Genomic DNA, 11,942 nt, shown 5'->3' on the forward strand with positions numbered 1-11,942 from the left:
CGCCGCGCACCGACGGCAGGACGGACTGGAGCGCGCCGCAACCTTTGCGGCCTGGATCGGTACCCATGACATCGATCCGCTTGCCCGCCCCCGTCCATGACCCTCCGCGCCGCAGCCGCGACGCCTTCGTCCGCCCCCCTCGCGCTGGTGCTGCATGACGCCGGCGCCGGGCCGCCGTTGCGGCTCGCCGGCGGGTGGATCGTCGCGGCCAGCGCGCCCGGCCCGGCGGGACCGGTCATCGCGCTGCGCGGCGACCGGCTGCTGCCGGGCCTGATCAACGCGCACGATCACCTCCACCGCAACTCGCTGCCGCGCCTGCGGTACCGCGCGCATCACCGCAACATCGCCGACTGGATCGCGGACCTGACGCCGCGCCGCGCCACGGATCCCGTCCTGCTCGCCGACAGCGCTCGTCCGCGCGAGCAGCGCTTCTGGCATGGCGCGATCAAGAACCTGCTGAGCGGCGTGACGACCGTTGCTCACCACGACCCGCCCGATCCGGCCCTCGATGCCGCCGACTTCCCGGTGCGCGTGCTGGCCCACCCCGCCTGGCGCGACGCGCTGGGCCTGGACGGAGAAGAGGCTGTGCGTCGCTCGCATCGCGAGACGCCGCGGACCGCGCCCTGGATCGTCCATGCCGCCGAGGGCCTCGACGCCGCGGCCGAGGCGGAGTTCGACACGCTCGAGCGTCTGGGCTGCATCACGCCGAACACGCGCCTGGTCCACGGCGTCGGACTGACCGGCGCACAGCGGCAGCGTCTGGCCGCGAGGGGCGCGGCGCTGATCTGGTGCCCGGCCTCCAACCTGCACCTGTTCGGCCGCACCGCGGAGACCGGCGCGCTGCTGGCGATCGGGCGTGTGGCGCTGGGCAGCGATTCGCGCGCGAGCGGCTCGCGGGACCTGCTCGCCGAACTCGCGCTCGCCCGCGAATGCCAGCCGCTGAGCGACGCGCAGGCGCAGGCGCTGGTGACCTCAAGGGCCGCGGCCTGGCTGGGCCTGCCGGATCGCGGGCGGCTCACCGCCGGCGCGCGTGCCGATCTCGTGGCGCTGCCAGCCGGCCTCCCCTTGGCCCGGGCGACCCGCGCGGACCTCCGTCTGGTCATGCTCGGGGGCGAGCCGCTGCTCGCCGATCCCGATGTCGCCGAGGCCCTCGGCCCGCTGGCCGATCTGGTCCCGGTTCGCGTCGACGGCCGGCCCAAGCGCCTCGCGCGGCGCGTGGTCCGGCGACTGTGGTCGCTCGGTGTCGAAGAAGCCGGCCTGGCGCTGCCGCCTCGCCCTGCGGATGACGAGGCAAGCGGATGAGCAGCGGCACGGGACTTCGCGTCGTCCAGCTCTGCCTGCTGCGCGATCCGGCCGGGCGGCAGCCCGCGGAATTGCTGCGCGCCTGGCCGACGACCGCGCTCGTCGCCGAGTCAGCGGCCAGCGCTGGCTGCACGGTGTCGCTGCTCATGGCGAGCGCGCATCGCGAGACCCTGGCGCGCGCGGGTGTCGAGCATCACTTCGGTCCCTGGGACCGCGATGCCGGCCCCGAGGCCGACAGCGCGCTCGCGGCAGTCCTGCGCAAGCTGCGCCCGGACGTGCTGCACCTGCATGGGCTGGACTTCGCCGAGGAAGCGCTGCGGCTGCGCCGCCTGATGCCGGACGTGCCGCTGCTGATCCAGGATCACGCCGACCGCCCGCCTCCCGTCTGGCGATGGGAGCGCTGGTGGCGGCAGCGGCTCGCGCTGGCGGGCGCCGCGGGCGTGCTCTTCTGCGCCGCGGAACAGGCCCGCCCATGGCGCCGCCGCGGACTGATCCCGCGCAGCCTGCCGGTGATCGAGCTCGCCGAGTCGAGCACCGACGTCACGCCGGTGGCGCGCGAGGCCGCACGGGCGCGCCTGCGCGTGCGGGGCGCGCCAGCGGTGCTCTGGGTCGCGCACCTCGATGCCAACAAGGATCCGCTCACGGTGCTCGACGGTGTCGCGAGCGCGAGCGCCGTTCTGCCCGAGCTGCAGCTGTGGTGCTGCTTCCGCGACGCGCCGCTGCTCGAGGCGGTGCGCGCGCGCATCCGCCGCGATCCCCGTCTGGCCGCGCGCGTCCACCTCGTCGGCGCGGTCCCGCATGCGGAGATCGCGGGCTGGTTGTCGGCGGCCGACCTCTTCGTCGCCGGCAGCCACCGCGAGGGCTCGGGCTATGCGCTCATCGAGGCGCTTGCCTGCGGCCTGCCGCCGGTGGTGACCGGCATCCCGTCGCATCGGATGCTCACGGGCCGCGGCGCCATCGGTCAGGTCTGGCCCGCCGGCAATGCCCAGGCGCTGGCACGGGCGCTCGTGGACGCCTGGCCGGCCGACCCACGGGAACGCGCCCGGCAGCGCGAGGCCACGCGGGCTCATTTCGACCGGCATCTGTCGCGCGAAGCGCTCGGCCGCGCACTGGCGGCGGCTTATGCGGCCGCTCACGGCGCAGCGCAGTCCACCGTCCCTGCCGCCGCTCCTGCAACCTCTGCAACCTCTGCAACCTCTGCAACCTCTGCAACCTCTGCAACCTCTGCAGCCCCTGCAACCTCTGCAGCCGCTGCAGCCTCTCATGCCGCCGCGCGCCGGAGCCGCTGATGCAGCGCCGCGCCTCGTGGATCCACGCCGGCTCCCTCGCATCGACGCAGGCGATGCAGTTCGGCGTCGCGCTGATCCTGGCGCGGCTGCTCACGCCGCACGAACTCGGCCTCTTCGCGATCGCCTCGGCGCTGACGGGGCTGCTGCACGGCGCCCGCGATCTCGGCGTGTCGGCCTACCTGCAGCGCGCGCCGTCGCTCGACGCGGCCCAGGTCCGCGCGGCGCTCGGCCTGTCGTGCGCCGCCAGTGCGCTGCTGGCGGGCGGACTGCTCGCGCTGGCCCCGGGCATCGCGGCCGTCTTGAACGAAGCCGCGCTCGCCGCACCGCTGCGCGTGCTCGCGCTGGGCTTGGCGGCGGTCCCTGTCGGGGCCGTCATGACGGCGCTTGCGCTGCGTGATGGCGATGCGCGCCAGCTCGCGCGCACCACGGCCTGGGGCAATGCCAGCCAGGCAATCGTCGCCATCGCGCTGGCCAGCGCCGGCGCGGGCGCCCAGGCGCCGGCCTGGGGACAGGCCGTCAACCTGGCCGTGTGCAGCCTGGTGGTGTGGCCGCTGCGGCCGCGCGCGCTGTGGGGCTGGCCTCGCCTGCGCGGCTGGGCACCGATCCTGCGCATCGGCCGCGGCACAGTCGCCGGCGGCGCGTTGACGGCGGCCCAGGGTGCCGCGCCGGCCCTGCTGCTGGGCCATTGGGCCGGCGCCGCGCAGGTCGGGTGGCTGGGCCGCGCCCAGTCGCTGACGGCGCTGGTGCCCGGGCTGGCCGGCATGGCGCTGAACTTCGGCGCGCTCGGACGCTGGGCGCGGCTGCACCATCGGGGCCGGGCGCTCGCGCCGGCGGTCGCTGCCTCGGCGGGGCAGTTGGCGGCCATCGCCTGGCCCTTGCTCGCCATCGTCACGGCGCTGGCCGAGCCGCTCGTGACGACGCTGTTCGGCCCCGCGTGGCGCCAGGCCGCCGCCGCCGTCGGGCCGCTCGCCTGGCTGGCCGCGGCGACCATCGTGTTCAACGGGCTGGGGCCGGCGCTGGCGGCCGTCGGACGGCCGGGCTGGGCCGCGCTGCCGCAGGGCGTGACGCTGATCGCCTGGGCGGCCTTCGCCATGGTCCTCGCGGCGACCTTCGGCGGGCCGGACGGCCTGCTCCGCGCCAACCTGAACGACGCGGCCACGGTGCGCTGGTTCGCCGTCTGCTGGCTGATCGCCGGCCTCGCGGCCCTGCCCTGCCAGTTGTGGCTCTGCCGGCGCTGGCTGGGCCTGCGGCCTGCCGTCCTGCGGCGCGCCCTGCTGCCCGGCGCGATCGCGGCGGGAATGGCCGGCGTCGCGGCCCGGCTCGGCGCCGGCGCGGTCCCGGCCGGCGCGCCCGAGTGGCTCACCGTCCTTGCCGGCTTCGCCGCGGCCACGCCCGCGTGGTGGCTGACCGTCCGCAGCGCCCGCGGCGCGCGCCCGGCTCAGCCGGCCTCGGCCTCGGACCGCTTGCGCATCACGATCAGGAAATGATCGCCAAGCTGCCGCAGGCCGGGCCAGCCCGCCACTCGCCGATCGAGCCGCCACAGCCGCTCGTGCCAGCCCGGATGCCGCTCCTTGAAGTCGACCAGGTAAGGCGGCGGCGCGAACACGCACACGCCGCGCACCTGCACGAGCTCGAACTCCGGCGCGAAGTCGCGATGGAACTCGCCCGGCGTGAAGTAGCGCGTCCAGATGGTCTGGCGGTTCATGCCCACCGGCACGGTGCCGCGCTCGTAGCGGACCAGCGCGCGCGCCCAGCGGCCCTGGCGCGCGTAGTGCAGCACTTCCCACGGGCAATGGCGGCCGATGACGGTGAAGACCAGCGCGCCGCCGGGACGCAGCAGCCGGGCGCATTCACGCGAGACGGCGCGCAGGTCCGGAACGCAGTTCAGCGGGCCCAGGTTCGAGTAGGCGCCATCGAAGCCGGACGCGGCGGCGGCGTCCGGCTCGCCGGGCTCATCGAGACCATCGAGCTCATCGAGCTCGCGGCCCGAGAGCCGGTGCAGCTCGTGCGCCCCGACCGCCAGCGCCCGCACCCGATCGGCGACGCCGGCGAGCGCGGCCCGGTCGCCGGTGCGCTCGACCATGCGCGGCGACCAGTCGGTGGCCAGCACGCGATGGCCGGCCTCGGCGAGATGGACCGCATCCAGGCCCGTGCCGCAGCCCAGGTCGATCAGCCGGCTGCCCGGCGCGAAGGTGGCATCGAGCCAGCGCCACATCTCGGCGCGCATGTCCTGGATCGCGGCGTTGTTGCCGCGCGGGCCGTCGTAGTCGGCGGCCACGCTGTCGAAGGCGGCCTGCGTCTGGCGCAGCTGGGTCTGGAGATCGGGAAGGGTGTTCATGGCAAGGGGCTGGGCGTGAGGGATGACGAAATGAGGAAAGCGCAAGGGGAATGCATGACGAAGGCAAGGACGCCGGGAACGCCGATGACGTGCGCGCCCGCGCAGGAGCGCGCGGCATGACGAAGCTGGCGCTGGTGGTCCCGGGCGGGGTGCATGGCTCGGGCACGCAGGACGTGATTCCGGCGGTGCTCGCGCTGGTGGAGCGGCTCGCGGCCCGGCACGAGCTGCATGTGTTCGCGCTGTTCCAGCAGCCCGAGCCGGCACGCTGGGCCTTGCGCGGCGCGCAGGTGCATGCGGTCGGCGGCCGCGCCCGCGCGGCCCCGTGGCGGGCGCTGGCGGCGATCGCGGCCGAGCATCGGCGCGCGCCGTTCGAGCTGGTGCAGTCGCTGTGGGCGGGGCCCTGCGGCATGACGGCCGTGCTGGCGGCGCGGCTGCTGTCGTTGCCCGCCGCGGTCCATGTCGCGGGGGGTGAACTGGCCGCGCTGCGCGACATCGGCTACGGCGGCCTGCTGACCTGGCGCGGCCGCCTGCGCGAGCGCTGGGTGCTGCGCCGCGCCCATGCGGTCACCGCGGCCAGCGCGATGATCCTGACGCAGATCGCCACGCAGGGCGTGACGGGGCGGCGCCTGCCGCTGGGCGTCGACCTGCGCGCCTGGCCGCCGCGTGCGCCCCGGCCGCGCCGCGCCGGCGAACCGCTGCGGCTGCTGCACCTGGCCAGCCTGAATCGCGTCAAGGACCAGGCGACGCTGCTGCGCGCGGTCGCTCGCGCGGCCGCCGCGGGCCTGCCGCTGCGGCTGGACGTGATCGGCATCGACACGCTCGGCGGCGCCGTCCAGGCGCAGGCCCGGGCGCTGGGCCTGGACGACGGGCTGGTGCGCTTCCACGGTTTCCTGCCTCAGGCCGGCTGCCGTTCCTGGGTCGCGCAAGCGGACCTGCTGGTGATGGCCTCGCGGCACGAGGCCGGTCCGCTGGCGCTGCTGGAAGCGGCCGTCGCCGGCGTGCCGGGCGTGGGCACGGCCGTCGGCCATTTCGCCGAATGGGCGGAGCAAGGCGCCGCCCTCGCGGTGCCGGCCGGCGATGACGAGGCGCTCGCGCGGGCCATCCTGCGCCTCGGCGCGGATGAGCCGCTGCGGCTCGCGCTCGCGCGGCGCGCGCAGGCCCTGGCCTGCGCCGAGGACGCCGATCACACCGCGGCGGCCTTCGAGGCGCTGCATGCAGAGCTCCTGGCGGGCCGGAGCCAGCGATGACATCGGTCCGCCGCTCATCGCCACTCGTAGGCCATCGCCTGCTCGACCGAGAAACGCGCCGCCGGCAGGCCGTCGATGCGCCAGCGCCTGACGCGCGCCCAGCGCGGCAGCGATGCCGTCGGGTTGTCCCGTATCCAGGCCTCGGCGCCGCGCGCCGCGCGCGATTGCTCCTTCGCGGCGCGGGACGGCCACAGGCGTGCGCGCACCAGCCGCAGCGCCTCCACGGGGTCGCGCGCCCACACCAGGCCGGGGAGCCAGGGACAGAACAGCCGCGAGGTCGACAGGTCGGTCAGCGAGGCCTCGCGGGCATGCCGCCGCAGCCAGGGCGGGCAGCCCGGCTCGAAGGCCCGCAGGCGGTGTTCGTCGATGCCGCACGACGGGAAATGGCGCAGGGCCATGCGCAGCGGCGGCAGCGCCCACCAGGCCGGCGCGTGTCCGCCCTCCCCCGCGGCCAGCGACGTCCAGTCGGACTCGGTCAGGCGATCGGCCATCAGTGCCAGGTCGTGCAACTGGATCAGCCGCAGCGACCGGGTGCGCATGTTGCCGGCCGCGTGCAGCAGCAGATGCCGCATCAGCGCCGCCCGGCCGGGGTACGGCCGCAGCCCTGGCCTGGCCGATGCGGGCAGGATGCGCGCGGTGATGTCGACCTCGCGCGCGGGCAGCGGCTCGGCCACGCGGGTGTGGAGTTCCAGCTTCACCGGGTGATCGGCGTGCTCGCCGAGATGGACCGGCGCGTGCGGGGCCGACGACGCCGGCAGCAGCGTCAGGTGACGGCCGCTGTCCACGCCGGGCCGGTAGCCAAGCCGCGCCAGCATCCGCAGCGCGGTCAGCCGGTTCTCGGGCTGCACGAGCAGGTCGATGTCGGCCATCGGACGGCGGCCCGGCGCGTACAGGTTCATGCTCAGCAGCGCCGAGCCCTTGAGCCCGACCACCGGCAGACCGTCGCGGCGCGCCTCAAGGTCGATGCGTTGCAGTGTGTCGCGGATGCGCTGCTCGCGCTGCCGCATCTGATGCCGCTGATCGGCCAGGAAGGCCTGCCAGAGCGGTGGTCCTTCCCAGCGCAGCCGATCCGCGAGCAGGCCGGCGACGCCATGGATGGTCGCCGCGGCCATCGCCACGCGCCAACCGGCCTCGTGCCAGGCCGGCGGCTCGTCCGAGGCCTGCGCCAGTTCGCGGGCCAGGCGCTCGGTGCTCTCGCGCAGCATCGCCGCGAGTTCCGCGGCCGGCGGCAGCGCCGGACGGCCGCCGCTGCGCGTTTCCTGGCGCCCGGCGGCGCGCGTGGCGTCCTTCGCGGCCTCCTTCGCGCCCTCAGCGCGCGCCATGCCGTTCATGCTTGTTGACATTGAATTCCTTCCATCGATGACTGCCATGCGAATGACTCCCCTGGGCGATCCGGTCGACCCCTTTGACGAACAGACCTCCCCGCGCTGGCGCCGCCAGGCGCATCTGCTGGGCGCGTCCTTTGAATTCCTGGCCGACGACGAGGCGCTGCTCGCGCTGGCCGACGCGGCTTACGCGGGCTTGCCGCCCCAGCGGCTCGGCAACGCCGCGCCGCTGCAGGTGCGGCTGCGGCGCGGCGACGCGGCCGGCTGGCCGCCGGACCTCGAGCGCCCGCCCGCCGCGCGTCATCTCAGCGGCGCGGGCGTGGTCGGCGTCGCACTCGATGCGGTCAACATGGCGCTGGTGATGCCGGAACTCGGCCGGGCGCTGGTGACGGTCTCGCCCGAGCTGCTCGCCCGGCCGCGCGACGCGCGGATCGAACTGGTGGAATGCGCCGTCTACCAGCTCGCCGCCCGCGCGCAGGGGCTGCACGCGCTGCATGCGGGCGCGGTGGCGCTGGACGACCGCGCCGCGCTGCTGATCGGTCACAGCGGCGCGGGCAAGTCGACGCTGACGCTGCAGGCGATGCGTCAGGGCCTGGCCGGCGTGACCGAGGACGGCGCCTTCCTCGACCCGGTCTCGCTGCGGGTGCTGGGCGTGCCGGGCTTCCTGCACCTGCGCACCGACAGCCTCGATCGCATCGACGATCCCGCGCTGCGCGCGCGGCTGGCGGTCTCGCCGGTGATCCGGCGGCGCAGCGGCGCGGAGAAGGCGGTGCTCGACCTGCGCGGCACCGGACTCGCGCTGGCGGGGGATCCGCCGGCGCTCGCGCTGCTGGTATTCCTGTCGCCGGAGCCCGCCGCCGGCCCCGATCCCTGGCGGCCGCTGGCGCCGCACGAGGTCGCGGCCAGACTGGCCGCGACGCAGCCCTACGCCGCCTGGCGTCCCGGCTGGGCGGACACGGTCGAGCGCTGTGCGCATCTGCCGGCCTTCGAGCTAGGTCGCGGCCGCGATCCCGGCGACAACGCCGCGCGGCTGCGACTCCTGCTCGGCGCCGGCGCGGCCTGACACCGGCGTGCGATGGCGGTGCTCGCGGCCGAGCAGCACCTGCCACTGGCGCCGCAGCCGCGTGCGCTCCTGGCGCAGCCGCGCGGCCTCGGCATCGCGAGTCGCGTTCGAGTTCGCGAGCTTCACCTGCCGGTGCAGCAGGTCGCGGAAGGCGCGGTAGAAGCCGCTCGTGTAGCGGCCCTGGAACATCATGGCCAGGTCGCCGCTGTCCTCCCAATGGGTCTTGGCGCCGAGCTGGGCCTTGACCTGTTCATGGAAGGGCGTGCCCGGCAGCGGATAGGACACGCTGACGCCGATGTCGTCCGGGCGCGTGGCCTCGATCAGCGCGCGGGTGGCGCGCAGGTCCTCGATCTCCTCGCCGAGGTAGCCCAACTGGATGAAGAAGCCGACGCGGATGCCGCGCTCGCCGAGCCGGCGGCGCGCGACATGCAGTTCCTCGACGGTCGTGCCCTTGTGCATCGCGTCGAGCACGCGCTGGCTGCCGCTTTCCGCGCCGATCCAGGCCTCCTGGCAGCCGGCGTCACGCAGCGCGTCGGCCATCGCCTCGGTGATGAGGTCGGCCCGGGTCTGGATCGTGAACGGCAGACCGCCGCCGCCGGCCGCCAGCGCCGCGGCGAAGCGGCGCACCCAGTCGGCGCGGAAGCCGAAGATGTCGTCGGCGAACCAGACATGGTCCGGCGCCAGGCGTTGCCGGAGCCAGAGCATCTCGGCGGCGACCGCCTGCGGGTCGCGCGGCTGATAGCGGTTGCCCCAGATGGGCTTGGCGCACCAGGCGCAGCGGAAGGAGCATCCCTTGGAGCCGGCCATGTTCAGGCTGAAGCGGCCATGCGCCCCGCGCCACACGGCGCGATAGCGATCGACATCGACCAGGTCCCAGGCGACGTCGTCGACGGGCGTGCGCGGTGGCGCCGAGGGCGGCGATTCGTCCGCCCCGAGCCAGAGCACCTGGCGGCCGGCGGAGACGTCCGCCACGGAGGCGGGCACGGGCGCGGGCGCGGGCGCTGCGGCCGCCGCCTCGTCATGGCGGCGGACGGTCTGCCCGCCGACGCGCGTGGCGATGCCGGACAGGCCCAGGCAGAGCTGCTCGACGGGCGCGTGGAGATCTCGATCCAGCCGCGCCAGCAATTGGCGCAAGGGCTCGAGTCCTTCACCGATGAGCACGACCTCGGCGCCGGCATCGAGGTAGGGATCGGGGTCATCGCTGGGGTCGGAGCCGGCGACGAGCACCCGCGCGCCGCGGCGCCGGGCGGCGGCGGTCATCTCGCAGGCGGCGGCCCGCATACGGGCCAGGCACATCTTGCTCAGGTAGTTGTAGTTGTCCTCGTAAAGCACCACGACCTGCGGCAGCTGCGCGCGCAACTGGGCCTCGAAGTCGGCGGTGCCGTCGGCCAGCATCGCGTCGAACAACGCGACTTCATGGCCGGCACGGCGCACCTGCGCGGCGACTTGCAGCGTGGCCAGCGGGGGATAGGGCTTGGCGCGCTCGAACTGCTTGGGATCGAAGCGAAGGAAATAGGCATGGCCGATCAGGATGGACAGCATCGCGCTCCCGCGAAAGAGAACCCTCTGGACCTTCGCGATGGAGCGATGGCGCCGATGCGGCGAGCGATTTCCGGGAAGGGGCCGCTGGCCGCTTCATGGGTGCTCGTTCGGTGCGCAGAAGGTTGCGGGAGCGGGAGGGGATACGTTTTTTTACTTGTGCCGCGTCGGCACTACTTTCGGGCGGGGAGCGGGCGGATGTAGGTGACCGAGATGCCGCCACGCTCCAGATACTCGAGCGGCCGAGACAAGAGATCCCAGGTCGTGTACTTGCAGACGGCATCCGAAAGCCCCTGCCCTTCGGGCGGACCGAAGAGCAGCCCTGGCGACTTCAGAAGGTCGATCACCGCCTCCAGTTCGGACACGTCATGCGCTACCGGCAAGGGCCGCACCATCACAGCGACCAGCCGGCTACTTGCGCTGCTCGACGTCACCACCCGCTCATCCGTCATCGACCCATTCACGATCATCGCCACACCCTCTGCCAAGCGAGTCCACGACTCGAAGGCCACCAGTGTCTGCGTGCCGTTCACAAAAGAGAGCCCCTCCGAAGGACGTTTCGACGGGGGATGCTGATCTCGGTGGGTCACTCCCCCTGCGCATACTGAGGAAGGTCATTGCAGCTTGAGCCGTGATGGGGTCAGGCCTTGCGCCCCCGCTCCGGACTGCTTTCAGAACAGCGACTGCTGCCCCTCCACCTTCGATGGCGGACGGAACTCGCTGAAGTCGAACTGATGCCGTTCGCGCCCCAGTCCCAGCCGCTGCGCCGCCTTGCGCAGCCGCTGCTGCAGCAACTCCGCCCAGATGCCCTCGCCCGTGAAGCGCGTGCCGAAGCGCGGATCGTTGTCCTTGCCGCCTCGCATGTCGCGCAGCCGCGCCATGATGCGCGCCGCCTTGTCCGGTTGATGCAGCCGCAGCCAGTCGTGGAACAAGGGCGCCACCTCCCACGGCAGCCGCAGCGGGATGCTGAAGGCCTTGGTCGCGCCTGCCTGCGCCGCGGCCTCGAGGATGCGCTCCAGCTCCGGCTCGTTGAGGAAGGGAATCACCGGCGACACGCTCACCCCGACCGGCACGCCCGCCTCGGCCAGCGCCTTGATCGTGCGCAGCCGCCGCTGCGGCGAGGCCGCGCGCGGCTCCAGGATGCGCGACAGCTCCGGATCCAGCGAGGTCACCGACAAATACACCGACACCTGCCGCCGCTGCCCCATCGGCGCGATCAGGTCCAGATCGCGCTCGATGCCGCTGGACTTGGTCACCACCGAGAACGGATGCCTCGCCTCGGTCAGCACCTCCACCACCGCGCGCGTGAGGCCGAGCTTGCGCTCGATCGGCTGATACGCGTCGGTCGCCGTTCCCAGCACCAGCGGCGCCGGCCGGTACGCCGGCGAGGCCAGCGTCTCGCGCAGCCGCTCCGCGGCGTTGACCTTGGCGATGATCTTGGTCTCGAAGTCCAGGCCCGGCGAGAGGTTCAGGTAGCTGTGCGTCGGGCGCGCGAAGCAGTAGATGCAGCCGTGCTCGCAGCCGCGGTACGGGTTGATCGACAGATCGAAGCCGATGTCCGGCGACTGGTTGCCGCTGACGATCTTCTTGGCGTGCTCCTCGATGATCTCGGTCCGCGGCGCGACGTGTTCCTCGACGGCCTCCTGATCCAGCGTGCCCCAGCCGTCGTCGTACTGCTCCCGCTCCACCGATTCGAAACGGTGCGGCATCGCCCAGGCGCTGCCCCGCCCCTTGAGGGCGTCGGCCTGGATGAACAGTGGTGGAGCGGCGATCTTGGGGGGCTGCGGCATACTGTCAATTTATACAGTATCGGCGCCGATTGCCAGTGCCTCTCGGCAT

At 73.8% G+C, this 11,942-nt stretch carries 10 protein-coding genes; 5 read left to right on the plus strand and 5 right to left on the minus strand.

The window, feature by feature from the left end; genetic code table 11:
* The first annotated feature begins 96 nt into the window (after positions 1 to 96).
* Genes ABDW61_RS13950 through ABDW61_RS13960 form a run of 3 tightly spaced genes read left to right on the plus strand, consistent with a single transcriptional unit; the run spans position 97 to position 4,078 of the window.
* The gene (locus ABDW61_RS13950) at positions 97 to 1,302 is read left to right on the plus strand and encodes an amidohydrolase family protein (protein ID WP_343639451.1); all 1,206 of its coding nucleotides are present in this window, start codon (positions 97 to 99) and stop codon (positions 1,300 to 1,302) included.
* Positions 1,299 to 2,591, plus strand: a complete 1,293-nt coding sequence (locus ABDW61_RS13955; RefSeq protein WP_343639453.1) for a glycosyltransferase family 4 protein — start codon at positions 1,299 to 1,301, stop codon at positions 2,589 to 2,591. The genes ABDW61_RS13950 and ABDW61_RS13955 overlap by 4 nt, the downstream gene beginning before the upstream one ends.
* On the plus strand, positions 2,591 to 4,078 hold the full coding sequence (locus ABDW61_RS13960) for an oligosaccharide flippase family protein (protein ID WP_343639454.1): 1,488 nt from the start codon (positions 2,591 to 2,593) through the stop codon (positions 4,076 to 4,078). The genes ABDW61_RS13955 and ABDW61_RS13960 overlap by 1 nt, the downstream gene beginning before the upstream one ends.
* Here ABDW61_RS13960 and ABDW61_RS13965 read toward each other — a convergent pair.
* The gene (locus tag ABDW61_RS13965) at positions 4,030 to 4,929 is read right to left on the minus strand and encodes a class I SAM-dependent methyltransferase (RefSeq protein ID WP_343639455.1); all 900 of its coding nucleotides are present in this window, start codon (positions 4,927 to 4,929) and stop codon (positions 4,030 to 4,032) included. The two genes, ABDW61_RS13960 and ABDW61_RS13965, sit on opposite strands and share 49 nt — an antisense overlap.
* A gap of 50 nt (positions 4,930 to 4,979) precedes the next feature.
* On the opposite strand from ABDW61_RS13965, the gene ABDW61_RS13970 reads away from it, so the two are divergent.
* Positions 4,980 to 6,176: a glycosyltransferase family 4 protein gene (locus ABDW61_RS13970; protein ID WP_343639457.1), complete on the plus strand. Its 1,197-nt coding sequence runs from the start codon at positions 4,980 to 4,982 to the stop codon at positions 6,174 to 6,176.
* Positions 6,177 to 6,190: 14 nt separating this feature from the next.
* Here the strand turns inward: ABDW61_RS13970 and ABDW61_RS13975 are convergent, their stop codons facing one another.
* On the minus strand, positions 6,191 to 7,498 hold the full coding sequence (locus tag ABDW61_RS13975) for a nucleotidyltransferase family protein (RefSeq protein ID WP_343639458.1): 1,308 nt from the start codon (positions 7,496 to 7,498) through the stop codon (positions 6,191 to 6,193).
* Positions 7,499 to 7,544: 46 nt separating this feature from the next.
* Between ABDW61_RS13975 and ABDW61_RS13980 the strand changes: the two genes are divergently transcribed.
* Positions 7,545 to 8,564, plus strand: coding sequence for a hypothetical protein (locus ABDW61_RS13980; protein ID WP_343639459.1), 1,020 nt, complete (start codon positions 7,545 to 7,547; stop codon positions 8,562 to 8,564).
* Here ABDW61_RS13980 and ABDW61_RS13985 read toward each other — a convergent pair.
* The 3 genes from ABDW61_RS13985 to ABDW61_RS13995 form a co-directional block, all read right to left on the minus strand.
* On the minus strand, positions 8,493 to 10,106 hold the full coding sequence (locus ABDW61_RS13985) for a radical SAM protein (RefSeq protein ID WP_343639460.1): 1,614 nt from the start codon (positions 10,104 to 10,106) through the stop codon (positions 8,493 to 8,495). The genes ABDW61_RS13980 and ABDW61_RS13985 overlap by 72 nt on opposite strands.
* Before the next feature lie 170 nt (positions 10,107 to 10,276).
* Positions 10,277 to 10,636, minus strand: coding sequence for a hypothetical protein (locus tag ABDW61_RS13990; RefSeq protein ID WP_343639461.1), 360 nt, complete (start codon positions 10,634 to 10,636; stop codon positions 10,277 to 10,279).
* A gap of 138 nt (positions 10,637 to 10,774) precedes the next feature.
* The gene (locus ABDW61_RS13995) at positions 10,775 to 11,893 is read right to left on the minus strand and encodes a PA0069 family radical SAM protein (protein WP_343639462.1); all 1,119 of its coding nucleotides are present in this window, start codon (positions 11,891 to 11,893) and stop codon (positions 10,775 to 10,777) included.
* Positions 11,894 to 11,942 lie beyond the last annotated feature (49 nt).

The organism is Roseateles sp. (assembly GCF_039595595.1).
Classification (GTDB): domain Bacteria; phylum Pseudomonadota; class Gammaproteobacteria; order Burkholderiales; family Burkholderiaceae_C; genus Roseateles.